This is a genomic window from Paenibacillus sp. FSL H3-0457 (assembly GCF_037981725.1).
Taxonomy (GTDB): Bacteria; Bacillota; Bacilli; order Paenibacillales; family Paenibacillaceae; genus Paenibacillus; species Paenibacillus amylolyticus.
The window spans coordinates 1,720,645-1,746,306 of the sequence record NZ_CP150283.1; the positions used below are offsets into that span (position 1 = coordinate 1,720,645).

The 25,662-nt window shown below is 48.2% G+C and carries 27 protein-coding genes and 1 riboswitch; of the genes, 22 read left to right on the forward strand and 5 right to left on the reverse strand.

Going from position 1 to position 25,662, the window contains the following annotated elements; all coding sequences use genetic code 11:
• Positions 1-3: 3 nt before the first annotated feature.
• Positions 4-606 (forward strand): TetR/AcrR family transcriptional regulator, encoded by a 603-nt coding sequence (locus tag MHH25_RS07590; protein WP_076209447.1) that lies wholly within the window; start codon positions 4-6, stop codon positions 604-606.
• A gap of 189 nt (positions 607-795) precedes the next feature.
• Here the strand turns inward: MHH25_RS07590 and MHH25_RS07595 are convergent, their stop codons facing one another.
• Positions 796-1,197 (reverse strand): secondary thiamine-phosphate synthase enzyme YjbQ, encoded by a 402-nt coding sequence (locus tag MHH25_RS07595; protein ID WP_036669103.1) that lies wholly within the window; start codon positions 1,195-1,197, stop codon positions 796-798.
• Positions 1,198-1,691: 494 nt separating this feature from the next.
• Here MHH25_RS07595 and cysT point away from each other — a divergent pair, with 494 nt between their 5' ends.
• From cysT to MHH25_RS07655, 12 genes are all read left to right on the forward strand, one after another.
• Positions 1,692-2,507: a sulfate ABC transporter permease subunit CysT gene (cysT, locus tag MHH25_RS07600; RefSeq protein WP_017689978.1), complete on the forward strand. Its 816-nt coding sequence runs from the start codon at positions 1,692-1,694 to the stop codon at positions 2,505-2,507.
• Positions 2,504-3,301, forward strand: coding sequence for a sulfate ABC transporter permease subunit (locus MHH25_RS07605; protein WP_017689977.1), 798 nt, complete (start codon positions 2,504-2,506; stop codon positions 3,299-3,301). The genes cysT and MHH25_RS07605 overlap by 4 nt, the downstream gene beginning before the upstream one ends.
• A gap of 1 nt (position 3,302) precedes the next feature.
• On the forward strand, positions 3,303-4,367 hold the full coding sequence (gene cysA, locus MHH25_RS07610) for a sulfate ABC transporter ATP-binding protein (RefSeq protein WP_036610770.1): 1,065 nt from the start codon (positions 3,303-3,305) through the stop codon (positions 4,365-4,367).
• A gap of 25 nt (positions 4,368-4,392) precedes the next feature.
• On the forward strand, positions 4,393-5,457 hold the full coding sequence (locus MHH25_RS07615) for a sulfate ABC transporter substrate-binding protein (RefSeq protein ID WP_340019649.1): 1,065 nt from the start codon (positions 4,393-4,395) through the stop codon (positions 5,455-5,457).
• 157 nt (positions 5,458-5,614) lie between these two features.
• On the forward strand, positions 5,615-6,061 hold the full coding sequence (locus MHH25_RS07620; protein ID WP_340019650.1) for a hypothetical protein: 447 nt from the start codon (positions 5,615-5,617) through the stop codon (positions 6,059-6,061).
• A 102-nt stretch (positions 6,062-6,163) separates the two neighbouring features.
• Complete coding sequence (locus MHH25_RS07625; RefSeq protein WP_340019651.1) at positions 6,164-6,328, forward strand: hypothetical protein; 165 nt, start codon at positions 6,164-6,166, stop codon at positions 6,326-6,328.
• Between the two features lie 17 nt (positions 6,329-6,345).
• Positions 6,346-7,152: an MBL fold metallo-hydrolase gene (locus MHH25_RS07630; RefSeq protein WP_340019652.1), complete on the forward strand. Its 807-nt coding sequence runs from the start codon at positions 6,346-6,348 to the stop codon at positions 7,150-7,152.
• Between the two features lie 118 nt (positions 7,153-7,270).
• Entirely contained in the window at positions 7,271-8,137 is an 867-nt protein-coding gene (locus tag MHH25_RS07635; protein ID WP_340019653.1) for an RNA polymerase sigma factor, read from the forward strand.
• Positions 8,138-8,155: 18 nt separating this feature from the next.
• On the forward strand, positions 8,156-8,737 hold the full coding sequence (gene clpP / locus MHH25_RS07640; protein ID WP_017689971.1) for an ATP-dependent Clp endopeptidase proteolytic subunit ClpP: 582 nt from the start codon (positions 8,156-8,158) through the stop codon (positions 8,735-8,737).
• Positions 8,738-8,964: 227 nt separating this feature from the next.
• Positions 8,965-9,339 carry a GntR family transcriptional regulator gene (locus MHH25_RS07645; protein WP_340020469.1) on the forward strand — a complete coding sequence of 125 codons (375 nt, stop codon included), beginning with the start codon at positions 8,965-8,967 and terminating at the stop codon, positions 9,337-9,339.
• 5 nt (positions 9,340-9,344) lie between these two features.
• The gene (locus tag MHH25_RS07650; RefSeq protein WP_076319127.1) at positions 9,345-10,211 is read left to right on the forward strand and encodes an ABC transporter ATP-binding protein; all 867 of its coding nucleotides are present in this window, start codon (positions 9,345-9,347) and stop codon (positions 10,209-10,211) included.
• Positions 10,204-10,830: an ABC-2 transporter permease gene (locus MHH25_RS07655; RefSeq protein ID WP_340019654.1), complete on the forward strand. Its 627-nt coding sequence runs from the start codon at positions 10,204-10,206 to the stop codon at positions 10,828-10,830. The genes MHH25_RS07650 and MHH25_RS07655 overlap by 8 nt, the downstream gene beginning before the upstream one ends.
• 150 nt (positions 10,831-10,980) lie before the next feature.
• Here MHH25_RS07655 and MHH25_RS07660 read toward each other — a convergent pair whose 3' ends face one another.
• The gene (locus MHH25_RS07660; protein WP_340019656.1) at positions 10,981-12,390 is read right to left on the reverse strand and encodes a PLP-dependent aminotransferase family protein; all 1,410 of its coding nucleotides are present in this window, start codon (positions 12,388-12,390) and stop codon (positions 10,981-10,983) included.
• 132 nt (positions 12,391-12,522) lie between these two features.
• Between MHH25_RS07660 and MHH25_RS07665 the strand changes: the two genes are divergently transcribed.
• Complete coding sequence (locus MHH25_RS07665) at positions 12,523-13,461, forward strand: EamA family transporter (protein WP_036610747.1); 939 nt, start codon at positions 12,523-12,525, stop codon at positions 13,459-13,461.
• A 64-nt stretch (positions 13,462-13,525) separates the two neighbouring features.
• On the opposite strand, the gene MHH25_RS07670 is transcribed toward MHH25_RS07665, so the two are convergent.
• The gene (locus tag MHH25_RS07670) at positions 13,526-14,095 is read right to left on the reverse strand and encodes a TetR/AcrR family transcriptional regulator (RefSeq protein ID WP_340019657.1); all 570 of its coding nucleotides are present in this window, start codon (positions 14,093-14,095) and stop codon (positions 13,526-13,528) included.
• Positions 14,096-14,251: 156 nt separating this feature from the next.
• On the opposite strand from MHH25_RS07670, the gene MHH25_RS07675 reads away from it, so the two are divergent.
• Positions 14,252-15,778 carry an FAD-dependent monooxygenase gene (locus MHH25_RS07675; protein WP_340019658.1) on the forward strand — a complete coding sequence of 509 codons (1,527 nt, stop codon included), beginning with the start codon at positions 14,252-14,254 and terminating at the stop codon, positions 15,776-15,778.
• Positions 15,779-16,105: 327 nt separating this feature from the next.
• On the opposite strand, the gene MHH25_RS07680 is transcribed toward MHH25_RS07675, so the two are convergent.
• Both MHH25_RS07680 and MHH25_RS07685 read right to left on the reverse strand, forming a co-directional pair.
• Positions 16,106-16,909 carry a Cof-type HAD-IIB family hydrolase gene (locus MHH25_RS07680; protein WP_062833159.1) on the reverse strand — a complete coding sequence of 268 codons (804 nt, stop codon included), beginning with the start codon at positions 16,907-16,909 and terminating at the stop codon, positions 16,106-16,108.
• 279 nt (positions 16,910-17,188) lie between these two features.
• Positions 17,189-18,193 (reverse strand): lipoate--protein ligase, encoded by a 1,005-nt coding sequence (locus MHH25_RS07685; protein WP_338708056.1) that lies wholly within the window; start codon positions 18,191-18,193, stop codon positions 17,189-17,191.
• Between the two features lie 189 nt (positions 18,194-18,382).
• Between MHH25_RS07685 and cobD the strand changes: the two genes are divergently transcribed.
• The 7 genes from cobD to MHH25_RS07720 all read left to right on the forward strand — a co-directional run bounded on the left by cobD (position 18,383) and on the right by MHH25_RS07720 (position 25,622).
• Entirely contained in the window at positions 18,383-19,534 is a 1,152-nt protein-coding gene (cobD, locus tag MHH25_RS07690) for a threonine-phosphate decarboxylase CobD (protein ID WP_340019659.1), read from the forward strand.
• Positions 19,531-20,367: an adenosylcobinamide amidohydrolase gene (locus MHH25_RS07695; RefSeq protein ID WP_340019660.1), complete on the forward strand. Its 837-nt coding sequence runs from the start codon at positions 19,531-19,533 to the stop codon at positions 20,365-20,367. The genes cobD and MHH25_RS07695 overlap by 4 nt, the downstream gene beginning before the upstream one ends.
• A 44-nt stretch (positions 20,368-20,411) precedes the next feature.
• A complete protein-coding gene (gene cbiB, locus MHH25_RS07700; RefSeq protein ID WP_340020470.1) occupies positions 20,412-21,392 on the forward strand; it encodes an adenosylcobinamide-phosphate synthase CbiB in 981 nt (326 codons plus the stop codon).
• Positions 21,383-22,069, forward strand: coding sequence for a histidine phosphatase family protein (locus MHH25_RS07705; RefSeq protein ID WP_340019661.1), 687 nt, complete (start codon positions 21,383-21,385; stop codon positions 22,067-22,069). The genes cbiB and MHH25_RS07705 overlap by 10 nt, the downstream gene beginning before the upstream one ends.
• Positions 22,070-22,230: 161 nt before the next feature.
• Positions 22,231-22,366, forward strand: a riboswitch (cobalamin riboswitch).
• Between the two features lie 405 nt (positions 22,367-22,771).
• Positions 22,772-23,770, forward strand: a complete 999-nt coding sequence (locus MHH25_RS07710) for an ABC transporter substrate-binding protein (RefSeq protein WP_047842049.1) — start codon at positions 22,772-22,774, stop codon at positions 23,768-23,770.
• Complete coding sequence (locus tag MHH25_RS07715; RefSeq protein WP_036610733.1) at positions 23,767-24,813, forward strand: iron chelate uptake ABC transporter family permease subunit; 1,047 nt, start codon at positions 23,767-23,769, stop codon at positions 24,811-24,813. The genes MHH25_RS07710 and MHH25_RS07715 overlap by 4 nt, the downstream gene beginning before the upstream one ends.
• Entirely contained in the window at positions 24,810-25,622 is an 813-nt protein-coding gene (locus MHH25_RS07720) for an ABC transporter ATP-binding protein (RefSeq protein WP_036610732.1), read from the forward strand. Before MHH25_RS07715 ends, MHH25_RS07720 begins: the two co-directional genes overlap by 4 nt.
• Positions 25,623-25,662: the final 40 nt, after the last annotated feature.

The following is a 25,662-nucleotide window of genomic DNA, read 5'->3' on the forward strand; positions in this document are numbered from 1 at the left end:
TATATGGCTAGAAGAGCAGTCGAACAGGAGTTGTCGAGGGAGCGGATACTGGAGGCGGCGAGGCACCTTTTTATTACCAAAGGATACCGCGCCATTTCGATGCGAAGCATCGGCCAGCATCTGGGCTATAGTCATGGGTCGCTGTATTATCACTTTAAGGAAAAGGCAGAGCTGTTCTATGCCATCGTGGTTGAAGATTTTAATCATCTGGGGCATTTGCTGCTGCAAGCCATGGTCAGGCCAGTCCGTGATGATGTGAGCAAGGTAGAGCACATTATGATGGAGTTTATTCGCTTTGGTCTGGAGAACCCATATCAATACGAAATTATGTTTATGATCAGGGATGAAGAACTGTTGTCTTATTGTCGTACCGAACAGGGACGTTGCTTCGAATTGTTTGCATCGATTATAAGGCAGTATATGAATGAAGAGAACTGTACGGAAGAGGATATTCAAAGGGTACCGCGTACGCTATTTTTGGCTATGCACGGATTCATTTCTTATTACATTCAGGACCGTTTAACGTTTGTGGAGATTGAATCGTCTGCGCTGTCTCATGTCAAAGTGCTGTGCCGCAATCTGGGTCAGCAGCCTGGCGACCAATAATGGCGCTGTTGTTGCACCCCTACACTTCAGGGCGGTGATTTGTCATAACTTTAATTCTTTATAACGTTGTCTCGCGAAAGTTAATATGCGCAGTAGACCAAGTCAGGCGGCTCCGACCCGAAATGAGGGTGGACCGCCTGTTTGTGTTTGCAAAAATGAACGAGTAGGTGGCAGGCCTATTGGACCCAACTAACCTTCCATGATTTTGAGAAAGTACTCCCGCTCACGTGGTCCATCGAATTCGCAAAAGTAAATGCCTTGCCAGCGGCCAAGCAGCAGTCTGCCTTCGTGAATAATCACCGTCTGTGATGGTCCTGTTGTGATCGATTTCAGATGAGAGGCTGTATTGCCTTCGGCATGTCGATATTCGGGATGCTCCCAGGGGTACACCTCATCCAGGCGTAACAAGACATCGTGTTTCACATCCGGGTCTGCATTTTCGTTGATGGCTATACCCGCCGTCGTATGTGGACAGTAGATGAGCACCGTCCCATTCTGCACCCCGCTACTCTGGACAACCTGCTTTACGTCCCATGTGATATCCTTCATTTCATCTCGTGTGGAAGTGGATATATTCTTCTTGTATAACATGTTAAATCACTCCTTAGGATCTCATTTCTTACCCTCGATTGTACCTTAACCACTACATACCAAACAAACCACATATGAAGACGGATATGTGAATCGCACAATAACGGAGAGGTCAGAAATAACCTGAAGAAGCGGAAGCTAAAAGCTTTCTGTAGGAAAGCTGCTTCGGAAGCATAAGCTTCGCCTTTATCACCGGATTTCCCCTTAAAAAAGGGGATCAAAGAAATCTGGGGATAACAGTGATCGGAAGGTTGTTCTGGCCGCGCAGTGTACAGTGCGATTTTTATTAATCGTTCTCATATGAGGCCCAATTATATTCAATAAAAGCATTGACGATTAGCACTGCAAACTGGTAAAGTATCAGAAAAGCAAAACCAAGTAGACTAATGGGAATAATATTAAAGTAATATCATCCAACTTAGGAAAAATGTCGTATTAAAGCCAGGAAGACTGCCGACCGGAGTTAAAGCCGGAGGCTGGGAGGGAACGCAGCAATGAATACCGTTCTTCGTCATAAGGGATGGACTTGGGGATTCCGCAGTACCGTATTGTTATATTTTATCGTACTTATTGTACTTCCAATCATCGGTGTGTACGTCAATTCCTTCTCTGAAGGATGGAGCAACTTTGTTCAGAGCATTATGGACCCCATCGCGTGGAAAGCCGTACTGCTGACCATTCGGCTGGCCGTCATTGCCACGCTGATTAATGTGGTTTTGGGCACGATGATCGCCTGGGTGTTGACAAGGTATCGCTTTGTGGGCCGATCGTTTCTTAACAGTCTGGTTGATCTCCCGTTTGCACTGCCAACAGCGGTGGGCGGCTTGATGATTATGCTGCTTTTGGGTCCGGTCAGTGCCATCGGGAAACTGGCAGAATCCATGGGATTTGAGATTGTATTTCACCAGCCCGCCATTGTTATCGCGATGACCTTTGTCACGTTTCCGTTTGTTATCCGTGCAGTGCAGCCTTTGCTGGAAGAAATTGATCCTTCCGAGGAAGAAGCCTCGTACACGATGGGGGCATCCAAGGCTCGCACGTTCATGCAGGTTATTCTGCCTTCCATGGCACCTGGCATGATCAGTGGGGGGATGCTGGCTTTCTCGAGAGGACTGGCTGAATTCGGGGCTGTTGTGCTGGTGGCTGGTAACATTCCAGGAAGAACACTGACTGCTTCCGTATTTATCTACGGGGAGATTGAAAGTGATAATCCAACGGGGGCTGCTGCGGTATCCGTGTTGCTCCTGACGCTCTCCTTCCTGATCCTCTGGCTGATCAATCTGGTGCAGATGCGGGGGAGAAGACGATGAGACGACTGTTAATCGGACTGACGTTTGCGGTATTTATTGTACTGCTGATCATCCCACTTGGACGCATTTTTATTGGCGCATTTGAAGACGGGGCAGGTGGATTCCTGAAAGGGTTAATGCGCCCTGAGGCGTTACATGCCTTGATGATGACCGGACTGGTAGTTCTGGTGGTCACCCTGTTAAATACATTGTTTGGCATCATGATGGCTCTTTATCTGGTTCGTGCCGGATGGCTGAGTGAACGGATAAAAGGGCTGCTAAACAGCATTGTAGACCTGCCTTATGCCGTATCTCCTGTCATTGGCGGTTTGATGATTGTGTTGATGTTGGGACCTAACAGCATTATGGGCGCTTTTTTTGAAGGGATTGGATTCAATGTGGTCTATGCCTTCCCGGGTATGGTGATCGCAACGTTATTTGTTACCTTTCCACTGATGGTCAGAGAGGTTATGCCTGTCCTGCAGGAACTCGGTTCTCAGCAAGAGGAGGCCGCATCTACACTTGGCGCCTACGGCTGGAGAACGTTCTGGAGTGTGACCTGGCCTTCAATCCGCTGGGCGGTAGTGTATGGTCTAGTCTTGACGGTTGCGCGCTCGCTTGGGGAATTCGGTGCAGTGCTGGTGGTATCCGGTAATATTATGAACAAAACGCAGACCGCAACAACCCTGGTGTACCAGGATGTTGAGAATTTTAATGTGGCTGCCGCAAATGGTGTGGCATTGGTGCTGGTCACCTTCTCCGTCGGGCTGCTGCTTATGATGGAATGGGCCAAGAAGCGAAAGGAAGTGCATTGATATGCATGTAGAAGTCCGTGATCTGAACAAACATTTCGGTGATTTTCATGCGGTAAAAGATGTCTCATTCGATATTGCCAAAGGCCATCTGATCGGTCTGCTTGGACCCAGCGGAGGCGGGAAAACGTCCATTCTACGGATGCTTGCGGGTCTGGAGAATCCGGGTTCTGGAGAGATTCGCTTTCATGGAAAAGTGGTGAACCATCTGCCTCCACAGGAGCGGGGCATCGGATTTGTATTCCAGAACTATGCCTTGTTTAAACATATGACGGTATTTGAGAATATCGCCTTTGGACTCAAGGTCAAGAAGACGCCAAAAGCCCAGATCCGTGATCGGGTGATGGAACTGGTTGAACTGACCGGGTTAAAAGGTTTCGAGCAGCGCTATCCACATCAGTTATCTGGTGGGCAGCGTCAACGTGTTGCTTTTGCCAGAGCACTCGCCCCGGAGCCACAGCTGTTATTGCTGGACGAACCGTTCGCGGCCATTGATGCCAAGATCCGTCAGGAACTGCGTTCATGGTTGCGGGAGCTAATCGAGCGGGTAGGAATCACTTCGATATTTGTAACGCATGACCAGGATGAAGCGATTGAAGTGGCGGACGAGATTATGATTATCAGTCAGGGTCGTCTGGAACAGAAGGGCACACCTTGGGATATCTACAAAAACCCTCAGACACCGTTTGTGGCTACATTTATCGGGGAGTCTACGGTTGTGGAGGATGCCTCCCAGTTGAAAGGATTCGAACATGCCGTCGAGGGTGAACATACCAAAGCGTTGATTCGACCGGAGTATATTGAGATCGGCTTGAAGAACGAGTTCACCATGTTGTCTGCAACGGAAAAAGGTACAGTCAAACATCTTCATTTCCGCGGTAGTGAATGGATGGTAGAGGTGGACGTACAGGGTCATAAGTTAATCACATATCGTTCCCTGGAGAAAACGACATTGGAGATCGGTCAACAAATTCGAGTCCTTGTACACCGTGCATACCTGTTCAATGACTCCAACAGTTGGGTGGTTGAGAACCGACTGAAGGAAGATCCGATGCCGGTGATGATTTAGATCAAGTGGAAGAAAGGGGCTGCCCATGCAGATGAGGAAGAAGAAAGCCATACTCTTATATGTTGCCCTCATGCTTCTGCTCGTCTGCATGACCGCTGGATGCAGCAAGCAGGAGGAGTCCAGTGAACAGAACGAGCCCTCTGGTAACGATTCATCCAATACGCTGGTGATTGGTGCTTATAGTGTAGCGAAAGATGCTGTAGGCGAATTGCTACCCAAGTTCCAAGAGGAGTGGAAGGCAAAAACCGGACAGACGATTAACTTTCAAGAATCCTATGAAGCTTCGGGCACACAGGCAAGAGCCATCGTTGGTGGATTCGAGGCTGATGTAGCCTTGCTCGCGATGGAGAGTGATATCGAGAAGTTGGTCAAAGCCGATCTGGTTAGCTCTGATTGGAAACAGACCCCTAATGAGGGCATGATCACCCGTTCAATTGTTGTTCTGGGCACAAGAGCAGGCAACCCGCTCGGTATTCGTGATTTTCAGGACTTAACCAAGCCAGGAGTGAAGGTACTGTACCCCAATCCAAAGACATCCGGAGGCGCACAATGGGACATTAATGCCATTTATGGTGCCGGATTGAAACTGTCGGAGGAGCAAGAGGGGAAGAAAGATCCTGCCGCAGCCAAGGCTTTTCTCGAACAGGTACATCGTAACGTTGAATCATTGGACAAGAGTGGGCGTTCTTCGATGGCGGCATTCGAATATGGTGTGGGTGATGTCATCGTCACGTATGAAAATGAATTGCTTGCCCGGATCGCCAAAGGTATAGATTATGATATCGTCATTCCGAAGAATACGATCCTGATTGAGAACCCGGCAGTTGTGGTGAATAAATATGCCGATAAACATGGAAATCGCGAACTGGCAGAAGCCTTTGTCGCATATCTGCGTACACCAGAAGCGCAGCGCATTTTTGCCAAGCATGGTTTTCGTTCAGTAGATCCGGATGTATTTGCACATACGGAGTCGACATTCCCAACGCCAGAAGGACTATTTGATATCAACTATCTGGGTGGATGGGACGAGGTACGCAGTACGTTGTACTCCAAACGCGGCGTGTGGTATCAAGTGCTCGCTGGATTATGAGTATTGCTGATGTAATCGAATAGGTAAGCGATCATGTAGATACTAAACCTTCATTTCAATGGAAGTAGAGATGGAGGTTTTTTACTGCCAAAAGGTTATAATAGAGGTATACTGAATCATGATTGTTACATAGTACTAGCAGGAAGGTGTGAGTTGGATGAGTGCAGAGATCAAATTATCCCAAAGTACAGCAATTCGACTGGAGCAGGCCCGCGGTAAGGGGATGCCTGAGGAAGAAATTTTAAAAGCTATTCAAGCGAAAGACGTTTCCGCTTTTGACGCCGTGTCTGAAGAGGAATACCGATATAACGAATTTTTCTCGTATGCGGACGAGCATGGTGAAAATCTGGAGGCAGCAGTAAAAGACGGATACCGGATTACCTTTAACACGCGTGGTGGGCTTGGAATCTGGTTGGAGAAAGCCTTCAAGGTACAGCCCGAGAAAGACTTCACAGTGGGTGAAGGAATCATCACCGGATTACAGTTGAAACCGGAGCAGGCAGAGGTACTGGTGAAGCGGCTTGCATCGAACTGGGTCATTACGGATTCGAAGGATGTACCTGCGGGTCAGGAACTGACGTTGAAGCTGCGGGCACTGGTATAGTTCCAGCGCGGAGTGTATGTGACTCGAATTAATCGGTCGTGGCCTGTTTAAAAGGTAAGGCCTGATCTTCATGCGGATGACCCGCTTATACGGTTGCATCACATGCTGACGAAGCGTACGCTCCCGAATGGAGCGAAGCATGGAGATGAAGGTCTGACGGTGAACGGTCAGACCACAGACTGTCCCGAATTGCAGTGGAGAACTGCAGCGGGATGGTCTTTTTTTTGCAAAAACGGAGGTGGACGATTACAATCTACATATCATTAATTCAGGGGGAATGCGGATTGGATCAGCTAACATTTCTGGGCACAGGCGATGCGATGGGCGTTCCACGTGTGTATTGTGATTGCGAAATATGTACAGAGGCGAGGCTTACGGGAGAGAATAAACGGAAACGCTCTTCTGTTCTGATTGACGGTGGTGGGGATGGTGCGGGTGAACAGTTCATGATTGACTGCGGACCGGACTGGAGATCACAGATGGAGGATCAGGGATTACGTATGGTGCATACGCTGCTCATCACTCATGCCCATTTTGACCATATTGGAGGATTGCCGGAATGGGCGGATGCGTGCCGCTGGCTGGGTGTGAAGGGGCGTTTGTATGCACCACGTGAAGTGATTGCTATCATTCAGGGACAGTTTCCTTGGTTGGGTCGTCATATGGACTTTCTGGAAACGGATGATGATATTGAACTCGGCGGCTGGAAGGTACATTCCTGGAAAGTATGTCATGGACATAACGGATATTCGTACGCATATCGGCTAGATCGAGACGGGTATAGCTGGGCGTACTGTTCAGATGCTATTGACCTGAAGACATCCGAAAAAGAGCCGTTGCACGGACTGGATCTGCTGGTGCTTGGAACAAGCTTTGTGCATGAGCTTGCGGAATTCTCAACACGTTCCGTGTATGATATGCGTGAGGCGCAGGAGCTGCTGTGGGAACTGAAGCCGGGTCATACTTATTTTACACATATGTCTCATGACGTCGATGTACGGCAGAAATATAATCTGGATCAAGGTATTACGATTGCCCTTACCGGGATGAAGGTGCCGCTTGGAACATTAAAGCTGGAAACGAATGCGTAACTCAACTTAACTAGCGTAATAAAAATAAATTTAGAAGAGCGTATCCTTTACAAGGGGTTCTTCGTTTACATAGTGTAAGTCAAAATCAATCAGGAACCAGCAAAGGGGGGCCCCCAAGATGGCCTTTGTGAAGTCCGTGGATTGCAGAATCAACAGACCACATGATGATGGTAAACAAGATAAATTCGATATTGAATCTAATGGCAACGACAGAAAAAATCAATTGAACCCAAGCGTCCATACCGTGCTACCCGATCTGATGGGTTCGTTGTATGCGTATTGTTTATCTCTGACGAAATCAGTTCCAGAGACGGAGGATTTGGTTCAGGAGACCTGTCTCAAAGTATTGTCGTCGAGAGTGGTTGGAACTTCCGGGATGAATAAAGATATAAACTGGGAAGCTTATCTGATTCGTATTGCACGCAACAGCTGGATTGATATCTTACGTCAGCGGGAGAGATTAGCATATAAATTGGATAGCTTGAAGCCGCTCCTGCACGAGATGGAGGAGGAAAGGCAATTCGAGGAATTGGAGTCTGCCGTACAACTTCTTGTAAATACGCTACCACCGTGGCAACGAGTGATATATGTATTACGTGAATTAATGGGTTATAGGGCGGCAGAGACTGCGGAAATGCTGGATACGACAGAAGGCGCTGTGAAAGCAGCGTTAAGTCGTGCTCGCTCTGCCATAGCTGAAGTGAGGCACAGGTTGGAACAATCGGACGCTGAATTGCAGTATGAGGAAGGCGCAGTGGAGGACAATCGGGAGGAACTGCGCAGCTATCTACTGGCATTTCGTAATGGGGATACAGCCCGAATCATTGATCTGTGCCTGAACCGGACCGATGATCCGATGGCTGTGGCGGGGACGATTTTGCAGCAGACTTTGCCGTCTCCATCCACGCAGCCAATGATGTACGGGTACTCCACTTCTGGCATGATGTCGTATGGAGGAGGATACACGGTCAACATGGTTGCCTAAACCGAGGAGGCGACACATATGAATGTAGTGCCGTATGTAGTGGAACAGACAGCTCGCGGAGAGCGGAGTTATGATATTTATTCACGTTTGCTCAAAGATCGGATCATTATGGTGTCTGGAGAAATTGAGGATCAGATGGCAAATGCCATCGTGGCCCAGTTATTGTTTTTGACTGCAGAGGACCCGGAAAAGGACATTCAGATGTACATCAACAGCCCTGGTGGGTCGGTGACCGCAGGATTTTCGATCTATGACACGATGCAATTTGTGAAGCCGGATATCTCCACGATCTGTACAGGGATGGCGGCAAGCTTTGGCACGATATTGCTGGTAGGTGGAACAAAAGGTAAACGTATGGCGCTGCCCAACAGTGAGATCATGATCCATCAGCCACATGGCGGTACGCGAGGGCAGGCATCCGATATGCTGATTCACGCTAACCGCATCATTCAGCATCGTCAGCGCCTTAACAAGCTGTTAGCCGACCATACAGGACAGTCAATTGAGCGGATTGAGAAGGACTCGGATCGAGACTATTTCCTGACCGCTGCGGAAGCAGTCGAATATGGATTGGTGGATAAGGTCATATCCAGCTCATAATAGTAGCCCGGAAGGTCATGTGACCTTACGGGCTTGATTAATCAAGAGGACGAACAGGAAACTGACGTCCTCTTTTTGTCGTCCAGATTAGCTAGCCTGTGTCTATGGATTGAATCAGAATGAGAATAATGTGAAATAAAGATTGACCATTGGTAGGTATAGTGTATATATTATATATACACACTATACCTACTGAAAACTACGTAACATCAATGAGGTGAGGAAAGATTAACATTTTAATATCGAATGCTTCGAGCGATCCGATCTACATGCAGATTCTAACTCAGATCAGACAGAGCATCTTGAGCGGAGAATTGGTTGCTGGAGATAGTCTTCCCTCCATTCGGCAGCTCGCCAAGGATCTGCAAGTCAGTGTTATTACAACTAAACGTGTCTATGGAGAGCTGGAGAAGGAGAAACTGATCGATTCAGTTGTAGGCAAAGGGAGCTTTGTATCCGGAGCCAATCAGGACTTTATTCGAGAGCGGCGGATGAAACAATTGGAAGAGAAGATGCTCGAAGTGATTCGTGAGAGCAGAGAACTGGGCATGAGTTCACAGGATGTAATCCATCATCTTACATTGTTGGTTGAGGAGGAATAAGCATAATGAACGCTATCGAATTACGTAATGTAACCAAAACGTATCCCTTATTTAAAGTAGATAATGTATCTCTGGATGTGAAAAAAGGGTATATCACGGGACTTATTGGTCCGAATGGGGCGGGAAAGAGTACTTTGATCAAAATGATCACGGGTCTGATCCAGCCCGATAAGGGGAGCCTCAAGACATTGGGCAGTGAGATGCCAAATCAGGAAGTTGATATCAAGCAACGCCTTGGCATTGTGTCAGATGAATGCTTTTATTATGAGCATCTAACGATCCGGGAGATGACACAAATGATCGCTCCTTTTTACACCAAATGGGATAATAAAGCGTTCAATGACTACTTGGATCAGTTCGAACTGTCTCCCAAAAAGAAAATCCAGGATCTGTCCAAAGGCATGAAGATTAAGTATTCTCTCGCCGTAGCTTTGTCGCATGAAGCGGATCTGCTGATTATGGATGAACCGACATCCGGGCTTGATCCTGTGTTTAGGCGGGAACTGCTTGATCTGCTTGCAGATATGATACAGGACGAAACAAGGTCTATTATTTTCTCAACGCATATTACGACGGATCTGGAACGTATTGCAGACTACATTACGTTTATTCATCAAGGGAAACTGGTGTTTAACGAGGCAAAAGATGATGTGCTGGAAAGGTATACGATTGTAAAAGGGGATATGGGTCTGCTTGATTCCGACATTCGGAAACATTTCATCGGAATACGCGAGACAGCCGTTGGTTTTGAAGCATTGTCGGATCATAAGGCAGAGGCCGAACGGTTATTTGGCAGGTTAGCTCTTTTACAAAGACCTACGTTAGAAGACCTCATTTATTTTACGGCGAAGGGAGGACGCAAATATGCTTAACTTGCTTCGTAAAGATTTCATTGTACTAAAAAGTTCACTGTGGACGATTGGGTTATACCTGGTGGTATTTAGTCTCGCCTTTATACCTAAGAGTGAAATGTCAATGTATTTTGTAGGCATCTACACAGCCTTTGGTTCGGTCATGCTGGCAACCATGATTGATATCAAGAACCATAATCACAATTTCCTGGTCACACTCCCCGTTAGCCGCAAACAGATTGTAAAAGCCAAGTACCTTTCTGCTATAATCTATACGTTATTCGGGGTACTCGCGTCGTTTGGGATTCACCAGCTTGTGAACCTGAACTATCCTGAACTGAACAAGCCGAATTATTCATTTAGGGATATTGTCATTTCCATAGGCATGGTGCTTGTGCTGGTTTCCATATACATGCCTCTTTTCTACGGATTAAGCAAAAAAGGTGCTGGTATCATCAATGCGATATTCATGGTCTGTATGATTATACTGGCGCAACCCGTTGCGTACCTCATGAGTATGGCCAACGAGAACGGTATGATTACCACAACGACAATGGCATTGGTTTCTGTAGGCATTATAGGTTTGTTTTTGCTGTCCTATCTCATTACCATTCGCTTGTTTGCAAGAAAAGACCTCTAAGCACAGAGCGGGTGCAGGTAAATAAGGTAAATACTATAGAACACCAAAAGTAAAGTCGCCATTAGGCGACTTTTTTTGATGCAGCAGGGTGAGAGGGCAAATTACACTTGATATTCTTCGGATTGGCTTCAATCCAAGAGTATCAAAATGTTACATTTCTTTCGCAAGCGTAATGAGCCTGCTCATCCCTTCCCGAATCTGCTGCTCATGCGCATAAGAGAAGGACAGGCGCAGCTTGCGACTGGCTGAATTATCCGAAGAATCGAATACGGTTCCGGGTACAAAGGCAACGGATTGTTCCATGCATCGGTGGAGCAGTCTCCCTGTATCCACACCCTCAGGAAGCTCCACCCAAAAGTTGAGTCCGCCCTCCGGCCGGGTCCACGTCCAGTCCGTTTCCAGCAGAGATTGTTCCATCACTTCCATCCGTAGCTGGATGGCGGTCCGTAGCTTGGACAGATGCTGATGCATACGTTCTGACTGAAAATAACGGAGAAAAAGCTTCTGGTTCAGAAGGGGCGATCCGTTATCTGTCAGTGATTTTACAGCCTGTAGTCCTGGCATGAAACGCTGACGGCATATGATGGCTGCAATCCGTAGCCCGGGTGCAACATACTTGCTGTAACTGCGAATGTACAGAGTGTGTCCAGTGGTGTCATAGGTGAAAATCGGTGCAGGAGGTTTCTCCTTAAAATAGATATCATAGGTGCTGTCGTCTTCGAGCAGAAAACAACCATACTGTTCTGCTAGTTCAGGTAACTGCTTGCGCTGTTCTACTGGAACGTTAACGCCGGTTGGATTATGAAAAGTTGGCGTCGTGTAGAATAAGCGTGGTTTCTCCGATTTCATCAGATGTTCGATCTGCTCCAGATCATACCCATCCGAGTGAATACCCGTAAAGATCAGACGAGCACCTTGTTTACGGAAAATCTCCATTGCTGGTCCATACGTAGGCCGTTCCATCAACACCCGATCCCCGGGTTTGACCAGCGTCCGCGAGATGACATCAATCGCTTGCTGGGCCCCCGATGTAATGAGCACTTCGTCTGCAGAGAGATAGAAGCGTTCTTTTTTCGTTAGATGGCTTGCCAGCGCACTTCGCAATTCCAGATCTCCCTGAATTGTGGAATACGTTCCGAGCAAACGGGGATATTGATCTAGCAGATCACGCATTAGTTCTCCCCAATAACGGTTGGGCAGCAGAGAGGGATCGATTAACGATTTGGAAAACTGGTATTCTGCTTCAAGGGACTGTACCCGTGCTAGGGAATCCCAATGCAGCCAGGCAGACACGGCGGGATCATCCGCCTGATCCGTTACTGAGAATGGAGTCGCTGGGCTGACATAATAGCCAGACTTATCTTTCACATAAACATTCCCACGTTCTTTTAACTCCTGATAGGCTTTGAAAACAGTCAGACGATGTACGCCGAGTAGCTCGGACAGGCTTCGTACAGATGGCAGTTTTTCATGTTCTGCCCACTCTCCCGCTTCTATACGTACAACGAGATAATGGATTACTTGCTCATATAATTTCAGGCTGTTATCTGTCATCATCATGGTTCTGCCCACCCGGCTCACACTCCTTTTGAACTCTATTGTAACAGCTAATGGGAGAAAACTGTTCTGTTTTGTTCATTCTGTTCTGTAGACCATGAGATATGATGGAGAACAGATAAAGGAGTGGTTATCATGGTGGGGATTGCATTTACGGTTATGTGTCTTATTTTTGGTACAACATTTCTGGCTATTAAAATTGGAGTAGAGGCAGGCATGCCGCCTTTTCTGTCAGCCGGATTGCGATTTTTAATCGCGGGAGCGCTGATGTTTGCATGGATGAGGATGAAGGGCAAAGTGAGCTGGTCGCTCCTGTTCCGCAAGGAGATGTTGTTAACGGGAGCGGGGCTGACCTTCGGCACTTTTGCCACATTATATTGGGCTGAACAGCATGTGAGCTCGGGTGTGGGTGCCATTCTTTCAGCGACAGGGCCGCTGATGATTATGTTGATGCAGACGGCGCTGTTACGGCAAAAAACATCTGCCCGTATGATTGTGGGCTGCCTGATCGGGTTCACCGGTGTGGTACTGGTTGTGTTGCCAGGTGTATCGCTTGGTGCAGGTTCCCTGTTCATGTGGGGTTGTATCGCGGTACTAGTGGGGGAGGTCTGTTATTCAGCAGGTGCATTGTACTCCAAAAAGGTCATTCATCAGTTCAAGGAGGCTAGTCCTGTAGCGATCAATGCGGTGCAGATGATGTATGGGGGACTGCTGTTATCCCTGCTCTCGGTCGGAACGGAATCGTGGAGTATGTCTGCTCTGGACTGGGTGCCTGCCGTCTCGTCGGTGATCTATTTGACTGTCATCGGCTCCATGGTGGGGCATAGTCTGTTCTATTGGATTATGTCGCGTACCAACCCGTTGTTTCCAGCAACATGGTTATACATTTCACCACCCATTGCCGTAGGGCTTGGTGCTGTTGTCTACGGTGAGCATGTCAGCTGGGTTACATGGATCGGTGTAGTGCTGGTCGTTTCAGGTCTGCTGGCGATGAATGAGAAGGTGAGCGGCTGGTTGAAGAAAAGAAGTCGTGCGAGGATGACAGTGCAGGCTTCCGAATCTGTTTTAAAATAGGTAAAGTTTGAAGGTATGCAGCTCAATCTCAAAATCAGCCATTGATTTTAGGTTGAGCTGTTTGTTATTTCAACATGATATTCTCGTTAACCAGTAGGTAGTAATATTCATCCATCTGTTCTGCCGTAACATTTTCTTCGAAATGTTGTATCCACCACATCACAAGTAAACGAATCACCCCCGAGTGAAACTCGGCAACAAGTTCTATGGGAAGTGAAAATTGTTTACCTCTTCTCTTCAATTCCAGAAAATCCCGTCTGAATATCTCTCCGATATAATGTATGAAAAAGTTGTTAAACCCCTCATCCTTCTGTTGGTTCTGCACAATTGTCTCCAGTACATTTCCAAACAGAATTTTAGATATGCTTTGCAAAGGCTGCTGTAACCGGTCTTCTACATTCATGTGTAAATAATCCCGAAGGACCCAAGTTAGGGTGGAGGACAGTAGAGCAAATTTATCCTTGAAATGTTTGTAAAACGTTGTTCGGTGAACCATAGCTTTGTCACATATTTCATTAATTGTGATGTTGCTGAATAGCTGACCTTTCTCACATAACAGATCGAGTAGCGCCATCGTTAACAATTTATGAGTTCGAGTAACTCTCAAATCCACCTTTTTATCAATCATTTTCATCTACATCAGTTCCTTATTGTAGTTTAGCTATATAGTATCAACACATTGATTCTTACATGGAACGAGATTTCAAGTGTATATTGGTATTATAAGTAATTTTTTGATAGCGCTACAAGTGTAGATAAAATATGATGGATTAGAGAGGATGAAGTGGCGATGTCCGACATGAAAAAAGCTGTGGTAATTGGGGCAGGTATTGCAGGGTTAATCACTGCAAGGATGTTATCTGATTATTATGATGAGGTATGTATCATTGAGCGAGATGAATTGCCTTCTGAGCCGGCGAATCGGCAGGGTGTGCCTCAATCCTTTCATCCACATCGTGTATTACCGCGCGGCGGACTCATTCTGGAACATTACTTTCCCGGATACAATGATGAATTGGTCGCGCTTGGTGCCATTCCTTCACATGAAGAGAAGTTTATGATTGCCAATCGCTACGGTACATTAGTTAATAAGGCGAATGCTGCTTCCTCATTCAAAATTGCATCCAGCAGCAGAGCCCTGCTGGAATGGGTACTGCGTCAGCGAGTCCAGAACATAGAACATATAAGCTTCTTAACGAATACGGAAGTTACCGGGTTAATGGCATCAGAAGATGAGCGTTCGATTACAGGCGTGTATACCAAAGAAAGAGGTCGGGATAACCGGGAAGCAATGCTTGCAGCAGATATGGTTATTGATGCCGCGGGACGTTCTTCCAAATTGATCAGATGGCTTGATCAGATAGGGTTGTCCGTGCCTGAGCCGGAAGTGCTGAAGGTGTCTCTTGGTTACAGCACCCGCTATTATAAGATACCATCCTCTATTCAAAATGATTGGGGAACGGTGATAACAGAGTCCGATCCTGTGCAAGGAACTCGTGCAGGCATGTTGTGGCGCATTGAAAATGATATCGCTGGACTATTACTGTTCAACGCAGGGGGAGACGAATATCCTTCAACTCATCCGGATGAGTTCCAAGAGCAAATCAAACATCTGTTTGCTTCGGATGAAATCGTAGCATTGGCAAACCAGCTGGAGCCTTTTCAAGGGCCTCGGGGATACCGTATTTCCGAGTCTGTCCGTCAACATTTTGAACTGATGGAGAATTGGCCCTCCGGATTACTCGTCCTTGGCGATGCATTTTGCAGCTTCGATCCGATCCATGGCCAAGGCATGACGGTTGCTGCAATTGAAGCCGAGACCATAGGGAAATGCTTGGATGAGCAGCGAATGCATCCTGAGCCGCAGTTTGAGCGCCAAGTGTTGCTCCGTATGCAGCAGGCCATTGAACCGGCCTGGTGGCTTAGTTCTGTGGCCGATCTGCGTTGGAAAGGGGTCGAACATGTTGGGCCTTCCCGAATGAAAGGAGTTACTTTTGCTCAGAAGTATATAAACTTGTTTACTAAGCAGGCGATGAAAAAGGCGAGTCAGGAAAATAATAAACATCTCTTTTTTACCCAGTTCCTGATGAATGCTCTAATCCTTCCTCCAAGTGAATACTTTAAAGGTGAAATCCTGAACATGATCCTGAACGACAACGGTTCCGAAGAAGAAATGGAGTTAAGAGCAGAGCTTGGTGTCCAAGATCCGGAGTTATTCCAGCAAAGAATAGATGAGATCATTCCGTCATTTCAACTGGAATTTGATGGGCAAATCAAAAAACTGCTGGAGTCTTTCCAGCATGCCATGAGCAAGTAAGACAATAATTCGTGGTGCGTGAAAGTAGGCAAAACATGAAACGAATAATTTTAAATTTCATAGCTAGCATTGTCATCTCATTTATTGTATTTTTTATTGTTTTATTTTTTGCCGATGTCCCAGATACTGATCGTGTCATTTTATCTATGGCGATTACGATTTCACTACAATTATCCTTGATTACCGCATTGTTGCTCTCAAAACATAAAAAATAACAGAAAAATATACCTAATATAATCGCTAAATAGGCTAATAAACATATTTTAAAAATCAAAAAAACAGCCCTGTACGGCGAAATTCGCCGACTGGGCTGTTCGTTGATCTTATTTACTCTGCGTTCAGCACAAACTTCTCGATAACCTCTTTTACACCGTCTTCGTTATTACTTGCCGTAATGTAATCTGCCAGCTCTTTCAGCGCAGGAATGGCATTTCCCATCGCTACACCAAGACCAGCAACTTCGAGCATCTCATGGTCGTTCCAGGAGTCGCCGATGGCAATACACTCGCTGAGCTGGTGACCGAAATGGTCAGCCAGGAAGGTCAGGGCGTGACCTTTAGTTCCTTCATTGTGCATGATCTCCAGGAAGTAAGGTTTGGACTTTGTGATATGGACTTGAGGTCCGAGCAATTCACGCAAGTCAACGGCAACCTTATCCAAGTAGTCTGGCTCATCGATAATAAGCAACTTTGGTGTTTTTTGTTCGATGACTTTGATGAAATCAGATTCGATGTAATATTGGGTGCCGTTTAATTTGGCATAATCACGCAGCTTGTCGTTTTCCTCACGGGCATATAACTTATCGTCAATGTATGTTTGAAGGTGGAGATTGTTCTCCAGGCAGTAATCATACAATTTGCGGGAAGCTTCCTGTGGAACGTAGCGCTCATAGAGGACTTTTTCGTCCAGCAGGTTTTTCACCAATGCGCCTTGATACGTGATGATCGGAACGTTAAGTCCGGTTTGACGAGCCAGCGCTTGTGCGGAAGCATAAGCACGTCCAGTCGCCAGCGTTACAGTTACACCATGGGCAACTGCTTGTTCCAGTGCTGTCTGTGTAGCAGGGGTTACTTCCTTGTTGTCGTTGATCAGTGTGTCATCAATATCGATTGCAATCAATTTGTAGGTCATCTGTATTTCTCTCCTTTTTTATCTGTATCTATATTAACGAACGAAAAAATAAGTTTTACACGAGGCCACTCCGAATACAGATTCATCTTTCGATCGCTGTTATCCCCGGATTTTTGATTCCATCTCCCCAAGGGGAAATCCGTTGATAAGCGTATGCTTCCGATGTAGCTTTTTTCCAAAAAGCTTTAAGCGAACGCTTCGCTTCTCCCGATGAATTCTGTCTTCTCCGTTAACGTGTAATCTTAGACTTCGTTCTAAAACTATACTTACATCTAAATTTTACTCTTCCAGGAAAACAAGGCCGATAAAGTCTTCCAGCTCAAGGTTGCCGAAGTAATGTTTTACATCCAGACCTTCCAGAGCTGTACGCACCTCGGATTCCTCATAACGCTTGCCGCGCAGCATATTTTCGATATCTGCCACATCGCCTACACCGAAGAAGTCGCCAAAGATTTTGATATCTTCGATGCGTCCATCCTTAATGTTCATGCGCAGATCGATGATACCGACAGGGAATTTGCGAGTGTGCTTCACATTGCTTTCCGGAGACAAGCCATAGTTCCAGTCCCAGTTGTTATAACGCTCAGCGGAGATCTCCTTGATTTTGTCCCAGTCCTTGTCAGTCAGCTTGTATTGCGGGACGTCTTGTGGCTCCATTCTGAAAATATGACGTAACAGCTCATCGCGGAACTGCTCAATCGTCAGGTTGGTATCAATCAGATCCCGTATGTTGGCGACCCGGCTGCGGACGGACTTGGTGCTCTTGGATTTGAACTTCTCGGGATTGACGTTCAGGGAAGCCTGAACATGCTCCAGATTCAGATTAAACATCAATGTGCCATGACTGAACATGCGCCCACGTGTGGAAAACTGGGCATTGCCCGAAATTTTCTTTTCGCCGACTTGCAGATCATTACGCCCGGTCAACTCGGCATTTACACCAAGCTCGTGCAAAGCTTCAACCACAGGCTGGGTGAACTTGCGGAAATTGTGGAAGGATTGACCGTCATCCGCTGTAATAAAGCTGAAATTCAGGTTGCCCAGATCGTGATATACCGCTCCGCCTCCCGAAAGACGACGAACGACCTGCACACCGTTATCCTGAACGTACTCGATATTAATTTCTTCAATCGTATTTTGATGTTTTCCGATGATGATCGACGGACGGTTGATGTAGAACAGCAGATAGCTGTCATCCTCCATCGGCAGATGCTTCAGAATGTACTCCTCAATGGCGAGGTTTACAGAAGGATCTGTAATGCCCTGGTTGTCTACAAACAGCATGGTCATTCCTCCATTAATGTATGTGAGGGATTGCTAGTCCCTTATGTAGTGAACCTTGTATATCAAAAGGAACCGAAATTCCTCTTCTATTGTAAACGAATTATGGTTGGGACACAAAGAAAACAGGATTGACCCACACCTCCCGTGCCATCCATAATAAAAAGGACATACAGAAAGGATGACGGAAGAATGACCGGTTATATCGAAGTGTTCGGACATGGCGGGGACGTGGAGACGGCTGCGTCACGATTTGGGAGGGAAGCCGCTGATTTTCTGGATTTCAGTGCCAACATTAATCCACTCGGTCCACCCAGAGGGGTGCTGGAGGCTATACAGCAAGGATTGCAGTCGGTGATTCGGTATCCCGATCCGGCGCATCGCGGATTCAAAGCACTGCTGAGCGAGCGTCTTGGTGTGATGCAGGAGCAGATTTCTGTGGGCAACGGTGCAGCCGAAAGTATGGCGCTCATTCTGCTGGGGCTTGCCCCGCGCAAGGTGGGTACGGTGGAACCTGGATTCTCGGAGTACCGCGCGTTGGCACGACAATTCGGTGCCGAGGTTGTGCATACGGAGGGCAGAGAAGAGCTGGCGTGGCGAGCGGAACCCGAGGAGATCGAGCAGCTCATGGAAAAGGTAGACTTGCTCTTCCTTGGCCAGCCCAACAATCCAAACGGTGTACAATATCCGCTTGAGGTATTGCAAAGGCTTGCCAGCAAAGCGGAAGAAACGGGAACTGTAATCGTTATTGATGAGGCATTTATGGATTTTATTCCGGTAGCCCGGCGCCAGTCCCTGGCATCACATCTGCATGACTATCCAAATGTGATCATCATTCGCTCCATGACGAAGTTTTATGCCATTCCGGGCTTGCGTCTCGGATATGCTTTGGGCCGTGCCGAATACATTCAGGCGATGACGAAGAAACAGGTGACCTGGAGTGTCAACGGTCTGGCGCTCATGGCAGGGGAAGCCTGTCTGCGCAGCGGAGAACGGTACGAACAGGAGACCATATCACAGATCACGCGGGAACGGGGTCATCTCATCGAAGGGCTGAAGGCGTACGGATGTGCGGTGACACCGGGAGAGGCTAATTTTATTTTGGCACGTATGCCGGCCCCATGGACAGCAGCATCAATGCAGGAGGCGCTGGGCCGAAGAGGTATTCTGATTCGCAGCTGTGCCATGTATCCGGGGCTTGACAAAGGGCATGTACGTTTCGCAGTCAAGGATGCAGATGCCAATGCTACATTACTCGAAGTGCTGGGCAGCGTGCTGGAAACCAAGGGATATCCGAATGTTGATCAGACGAAAGATGAGGAACAGGGAGGGAAGCGGCAATGACACTCCCGTTTTATAACTACTTTACGAATGGAGAAACAGAAGAGAATGAATATGCTTCCTCTTCCTGGCCGGGACTGAAGATATCCGCACATGAACGACATATCAAAGCTCAGAGTCCAAGGGCAGCCCAAGCGCTGTCGAGTGCGGTATATGGCGGCGGGATGTTTGAACTCGATCGCATATTTAACATCTATGTGGACAGGCATTACCGCTGTGATGATCCGCCGCGTGATATCGAACAAGCGCTGAATGAATGGCATGAGCCACGCGATCAATGTGCCGGATTATTGACGGCCGTAAGGCTGGAGCATACCTCCATTCAGGAATATACAAGTGATGAATTTGGCCTTCTGTGCTGCACCACTGCGGGTGTATCAAATGCCGCACGAGCGGGGTCGGAGAGAACGGTATTTGATACGGCGGGAAATAAGACGATGTCTTCCAGCAGGGAGCGCTCTGCTCCTCCAGCACGGAATCTAACGATGCCCCCCTATGTCCCGGGTACAATTAACATTATGCTCTGGTTGAATGGACGCATGACCAGCGGGGCGATGGTGAATGCAGTACAGACGGCGGTGGAAGCCAAAGCGGCCGCGCTGGCGGATGCGGGTGTTCTAGATTCGGAGAACGGGTTGCCCGCTACCGGCACCACAACCGATGCCATTGTGATTGCAGTAGGTCAGGCAGTGGAAGTGGAGGAACCTCAGCCGATGATTACTTATTCCGGAACAGCGACTACGGCAGGGGCGGCGATTGGCAGATTGGTATACGACACGGTAACGGAAAGCCTTCGGGCCGGACTGTTATGGAAAGAGAGGGTCAGGAACAAATGACTTTTGAGGTGGAGCATCTATGGACCTGGCCGTTCTGGACAGGCATGGCGGGAGCATGGATTATTATACTTGCGTACCTGTTGGACCGATGTATCGGAGATCCACGCTGGATTCCCCATCCGGTGATTGGCATGGGAAAAGGCATCTCGGCGTTGGAGCGAGTCATTCGCTCACGTGTGCGCACAGATTCGGGGCTGAAGAGAGCCGGGCTGTTGTTCCCGATGGTGATTGCGGGGGGTTCTTTTGCCATTACTTGGGGACTCATATATATGCTTGGGCGGATCCACCCTATCATTGCAGCGGCAGCTGAAGTGGTGCTCATTGCAACGACCATTGCTTCAAAAGGGCTGAAGGATGCAGGTATGGAAGTGTATCGTCATCTGAAGCAGCAGGATTGGCCGGCGGCCAGACGTTCACTGGGCATGATTGTTGGACGTGATACGGCGCATCTGGATGAACCCGAGGTTGTGCGGGGAACGGTAGAGACGGTTGCTGAAAATATCGTGGATGCCATTGTCTCGCCGTTATTCTATGCGCTCATTGGAGGCGCTCCGCTTGCCATGGCTTATCGCGCCGTCAACACGTTGGATTCCATGGTCGGATATAAAAATGACAAGTATCTGCATCTTGGCTGGGCCTCGGCCCGTCTGGATGATGTGGCGAACTGGATACCTGCGCGGCTGACCGCGATTCTGTTAATCGTGGGAGCCTGGGTCATGAAGCTGGACGCCAATGGAGCAGCACGCATGGTTGTACGGGATGCAAGATTACATCCAAGTCCGAATAGCGGTTTTCCCGAATCAGCGGTGGCTGGAGCACTGGGTATCCGGCTTGGCGGACATAACGTGTATCACGGCGTTGCTTCGTTTCGTGCCTACATGGGTGAAGCCACACGGCCGATGGAAGCCGAGGATATTGTGCAAACGTCACGTTTGATGTTCTGGTCGGCAGGGGCTTTTGTGGTACTATGCGTGTTCATAACGCTGGGCGTGTGGCTGGCAGGAGGGACGCTGTTATGGCCGTAAATGCAGGAAATGCAGGAAATGAAGTACATACGAATCAGCCTGGGCCGCTGAAACGAAACATTCTGTGGGTCCGTCATGGGACAACGTTGTGGAATGTGGAAAAAAGATACCTAGGGCATACCGACATCGGTCTGCTGCCAAATGCCAAAGAAGAACTGGCTCCGCTTCATGAACAATTGAGCGGTGTTTTGTGGAACGAGGTTTATTGCAGTGATCTGCTTCGCTGTCGGCAGACGCTGGAACAGATTCTTCCTGATGCCATCGGAGAGGTGAAGTTTGACTCGCGCCTGCGCGAGAATGATTTTGGAGAGTGGGAAGGGCTGACGTATGATCAGCTTAAGGATAACCCTGTGTACCGAAGCTGGATTGATGCGCCGCAGGAGGTCACTCCGCCCGGAGGGGAATCGTGGCAGGAGTTTACCGCACGGTTGGATTCCTTTCTCCAAGAGATGTTATTGGAGGGTCGTCCTTCAATGCACGTTGATGAGGGGCAAGTGCCAACCATAGTTGTGATTACACATGGTGGTGTCATCCGGTATGCCTTGTCCCGTCTGATTGCCGGTCTTGGATTCTGGGATACACATATTGTCCCGGGACAGGCGATTCAGGTTCAGCTTCATCAACAGGGGAATCAGTGGTTTGGCAGCAGAGTGACTTTTCCGCCGATCGGGTTGTAAGGATGTACAATATACCCTATAATCACAACAGAAGTGTGACTTCAGTATGGATACAGATACGCTGCAGGATGTGAAGCCTGAAGGAGTATGCAGCATGCAGAAGTTACACGGCAATGGTTTACCATATCAGCGACCAAGGGTCCCGCGTGTGAAGGCTGTTTTCATGGCAAATTAGTATGAGTCATGAACACACAAGGGTGAAATGGGGAAGCCGGTGCAAATCCGGCACGGTCCCGCCACTGTAAAACAGGATGATTCCTGTAAGTCAGGTTACCTGCCCTGGACGTACAAACCGGTGTTCCTTCGAGGAAAGGACAGCGTTTCGGGCTATTCTATGCGCATGGACAACCCTTGGTTGAACATGTACAGATCGCCATATGCGAGACGTCATCCCTGATCCTGGACGTATGGATTGGGGATTTTTTATTGTTCATGTAAAAAAACCGAACTTTTACACGTTAACGAAGAGTGCAGAACCGATCTGAAGAAACGGAGTGTTCGCCTTTATCCCCGGATTTTCCCTTTCGAAAAGGGAATCAAAAAAATCTGGGGATAACAGCGATCGGAAGATGGTACTGCAATCGGAGTGGACTTGTGTAAAATGGATGGGTTTTACTTGTACAGGAACACCAAGACATGGGGAATAAGGGTTCGAGCACGATGCAAGAAAATAGCACAAATAGAGAAGGGGAGAATAACAGAATGAATTTCAAGAATTGGAAAAACGTAGCGTCCCTGCTAAGTGCAGCGGCACTCGCACTGGCTTTGGCCGGATGTGGCAATGCAACAACAAACGAGGGCACAGGTACTTCACAGCAACCGGCACAGGAGCAGTCCCAAGGCCAGGCGCAGACGGACCTCAAAACACAATATCCACTTACCGTTACGGATGCAACGGGTGAATCGTTCACCTTTGAAAAGGCACCGGCCAAAATTGTATCTGTGTCTCCGGCTGAGACGGAATCCCTGTTTGCCCTTGGATTGGACGATCAGATCGTTGGTGTATCCGACTATGACGATTATCCGGAAGCGGCAACAACCAAAGCTAAAATGGGCGGTATCACTAAGCCCAATGAAGAGTCCATCATTGCAGCTGAAGCCGACATTGTCTTCACAGGTATCTCGATGAGTGAGGATGCGGTGAAAAAGCTGCGCGAACTGGGCATTACCATTTTCAAAACGGATCCTAAATCCATTGACGATGTGATGAATAATATCGAAACCTTCGGTAAAATTACCGATCATCAGGAAAAAGCTCAGGAGATCATCACACAGATGAAACAGGACGTGACGGATGTAACCGAAGCGGTGAAGGCAGTTAAACCGGAAGAGAAGAAAAAAGTATACGTTGAATTCTCCCCAGGCTGGACTGTGGGTAAAGGCGAATTCATGGATGAACTCATCACTGTAGCCGGTGGTAGCAATATTGCTTCGGACAAAGAGGGCTGGTATGAAATTAACGAAGAGAACGTGATTGCCTCCAACCCGGATGTGATCCTGTATGCCAACGATGTAATTGACGAAAACTCTAAAACACTGGATCAGATCATCAAGGCGCGCAGCGGCTGGGATCAAATTACGGCTGTGAAAAATGACGCGGTTATTGGCCTGGATGCCAACCTGCTGAGCCGTCCGGGTCCACGTGTAACTCAAGGGTTGAAAGAAGTAGCCAAAGCGATCTACCCTGACTTGTTCCAATGAGTAAAAAGCTGATCCTGTTCGGAACGACGGGCATGGTGCTGCTGGTGCTCACCGTGCTCATCTGCACGGGCATTGGTTCAGTAGCGTTGCCGATCCGGGATATTGCAGGCATCCTGATTCACAAAATTCCTTGGGTGGGCGATTGGATTACACCGGATTGGAATAAGGCAGCCGAACAGATTATCTGGAAAGTCAGATTCCCACGTGTATTGCTTGCCGTGCTCGTGGGCGCATCGTTGGCGATTGCCGGCACGGGATTCCAGGGGGTTCTTCGGAACCCACTGGCAGACCCGTTCACCCTGGGCGTGTCATCCGGTGCTTCGGTGGGTGCAGCCTTTCTGATTTTCTTCGGATTGCAGTATGCACTGATCGGAATCTGGACGTTGCCACTGGTGGCGTTTTTGACGGGTGTAATCACGTTATGGTTTGTTATGGCACTGGCTCGTGAAGGGCGTAAAATACCTACACATAGCCTCATTCTGGCTGGTGTGGTCATGCAAAGTTTCCTGGGCGCAGTTGTTTCCTTCCTGTCGACCATGTCGAAACAGACGATTAATGAAATTATATACTGGACGATGGGAAGTCTGGCTCTGCGTGGGTGGTCGTATACGGCCATCCTTTTCCCGTATTTTCTGTTAGGGCTGGTCTTTCTCTGGAGCCGCGCACGCTCGTTGAATGTGCTTGCACTGGGAGAACGTCAAGCGGCACATATCGGGATCGGAGTGGACAGGCTCAAGCTGTCCGTGCTGGCAGTTGGCACACTGCTGACAGCTGGGGCTGTCTCGGTATCGGGTGTCATCGGATTCGTTGGATTGGTGATCCCGCATATGTTACGACTGCTGGTGGGACCGGATTACCGACTGCTGGTACCTTTGTCTGCCATTGGTGGAGCGATCTTCATGGTGTGGGCCGATACCATCGCAAGGTCGTTGCTGGCGCCAACTGAAATTCCGCTCGGTGTTGTCACCGCCTTTGTTGGAGCGCCGTTCTTTGCTTACCTGCTGAACCGGAACAAAAAGTTGCAGAAGGGGATGATGCCATGAATTCCAGTACCAGTTCCAACTCGACTTCACTTATCTCCATTAAGGGAGCAGGGAAGTCATATGGCAATCATCAGGCACTGCACAATGTAGACTGGCATGTTGGCGAAGGTGACTGGTGGGGAGTTGTCGGACCAAACGGCAGTGGCAAGTCCACCCTGATCCAGCTTATTGCCGGAACGGAACAGTTAAACGAAGGTCAGATTCGTATCGATGGTCGAGACATCGGCTCTTACAGCCGTAAGGACCTGTCGCGCATGATCGCTGTATTGCAGCAGGATGGCTTACCAGCCATCTCCTATCCCGTGCGAGACGTGGTGGAGATGGGGCGATATCCATACCAGAACTGGCTGGGGCGGGAAGTGGGCGATGGGGCACTTGTAGTGGACAGGGTGCTTGAAGACCTTGGATTGACAGAGCTGGCGGACAGACCGCTGGATGCACTCAGCGGCGGGCAACGGCAGCGGGTCGCACTAGCCAAAGTTATGGCTCAGGAGCCGAGGTTACTGCTACTGGACGAGCCAACCACGTTTTTGGATATTAAATATCAATTGCAGTTCATGGAATTGTTATCGGCATGGCGACAGAGAAATAACATTACGATTGTGGCTGTGCTGCATGATCTGAATCTGGCTGCGTTATTTTGCGATCACATTCTGGCGCTGCGTGAGGGCATGGCGGTTGGAAAGGGTACACCTCATACGTTGATCAACGATGAGAATATCCAGGATATATTTCGCGTCAAACCCGCGATTGTCTCTCATCCCGACCATGCCATACCTCAACTGCTGCTGCGGCGGGACATCGATTAAATGAAGCGGGGCAACCCATATTTTGATGAAGGAAGTGCTG

Excerpts from the sequence above, each read along its gene's own strand:
- cobD (WP_340019659.1), top strand. The coding sequence starts at position 18,383 with ATGACCGGTTATATCGAAGTGTTCGGACATGGCGGGGACGTGGAGACG.
- clpP (WP_017689971.1), top strand. The coding sequence starts at position 8,156 with ATGAATGTAGTGCCGTATGTAGTGGAACAGACAGCTCGCGGAGAGCGG.
- MHH25_RS07615 (WP_340019649.1), top strand. The coding sequence starts at position 4,393 with ATGCAGATGAGGAAGAAGAAAGCCATACTCTTATATGTTGCCCTCATG.
- MHH25_RS07705 (WP_340019661.1), top strand. The coding sequence starts at position 21,383 with ATGGCCGTAAATGCAGGAAATGCAGGAAATGAAGTACATACGAATCAG.
- cbiB (WP_340020470.1), top strand. The coding sequence starts at position 20,412 with ATGGCGGGAGCATGGATTATTATACTTGCGTACCTGTTGGACCGATGT.
- MHH25_RS07620 (WP_340019650.1), top strand. The coding sequence starts at position 5,615 with ATGAGTGCAGAGATCAAATTATCCCAAAGTACAGCAATTCGACTGGAG.
- MHH25_RS07650 (WP_076319127.1), top strand. The coding sequence starts at position 9,345 with ATGAACGCTATCGAATTACGTAATGTAACCAAAACGTATCCCTTATTT.
- MHH25_RS07685 (WP_338708056.1), bottom strand. The coding sequence starts at position 18,193 with ATGCTGTTTGTAGACAACCAGGGCATTACAGATCCTTCTGTAAACCTC.
- MHH25_RS07635 (WP_340019653.1), top strand. The coding sequence starts at position 7,271 with ATGGCCTTTGTGAAGTCCGTGGATTGCAGAATCAACAGACCACATGAT.
- MHH25_RS07710 (WP_047842049.1), top strand. The coding sequence starts at position 22,772 with ATGAATTTCAAGAATTGGAAAAACGTAGCGTCCCTGCTAAGTGCAGCG.
- MHH25_RS07625 (WP_340019651.1), top strand. The coding sequence starts at position 6,164 with ATGCTGACGAAGCGTACGCTCCCGAATGGAGCGAAGCATGGAGATGAA.
- MHH25_RS07660 (WP_340019656.1), bottom strand. The coding sequence starts at position 12,390 with ATGATGATGACAGATAACAGCCTGAAATTATATGAGCAAGTAATCCAT.
- MHH25_RS07655 (WP_340019654.1), top strand. The coding sequence starts at position 10,204 with ATGCTTAACTTGCTTCGTAAAGATTTCATTGTACTAAAAAGTTCACTG.
- MHH25_RS07605 (WP_017689977.1), top strand. The coding sequence starts at position 2,504 with ATGAGACGACTGTTAATCGGACTGACGTTTGCGGTATTTATTGTACTG.
- MHH25_RS07595 (WP_036669103.1), bottom strand. The coding sequence starts at position 1,197 with ATGTTATACAAGAAGAATATATCCACTTCCACACGAGATGAAATGAAG.
- MHH25_RS07695 (WP_340019660.1), top strand. The coding sequence starts at position 19,531 with ATGACACTCCCGTTTTATAACTACTTTACGAATGGAGAAACAGAAGAG.
- MHH25_RS07715 (WP_036610733.1), top strand. The coding sequence starts at position 23,767 with ATGAGTAAAAAGCTGATCCTGTTCGGAACGACGGGCATGGTGCTGCTG.
- MHH25_RS07665 (WP_036610747.1), top strand. The coding sequence starts at position 12,523 with ATGGTGGGGATTGCATTTACGGTTATGTGTCTTATTTTTGGTACAACA.
- cysA (WP_036610770.1), top strand. The coding sequence starts at position 3,303 with ATGCATGTAGAAGTCCGTGATCTGAACAAACATTTCGGTGATTTTCAT.
- cysT (WP_017689978.1), top strand. The coding sequence starts at position 1,692 with ATGAATACCGTTCTTCGTCATAAGGGATGGACTTGGGGATTCCGCAGT.
- MHH25_RS07590 (WP_076209447.1), top strand. The coding sequence starts at position 4 with ATGGCTAGAAGAGCAGTCGAACAGGAGTTGTCGAGGGAGCGGATACTG.
- MHH25_RS07670 (WP_340019657.1), bottom strand. The coding sequence starts at position 14,095 with ATGAAAATGATTGATAAAAAGGTGGATTTGAGAGTTACTCGAACTCAT.
- MHH25_RS07675 (WP_340019658.1), top strand. The coding sequence starts at position 14,252 with ATGTCCGACATGAAAAAAGCTGTGGTAATTGGGGCAGGTATTGCAGGG.
- MHH25_RS07720 (WP_036610732.1), top strand. The coding sequence starts at position 24,810 with ATGAATTCCAGTACCAGTTCCAACTCGACTTCACTTATCTCCATTAAG.
- MHH25_RS07680 (WP_062833159.1), bottom strand. The coding sequence starts at position 16,909 with ATGACCTACAAATTGATTGCAATCGATATTGATGACACACTGATCAAC.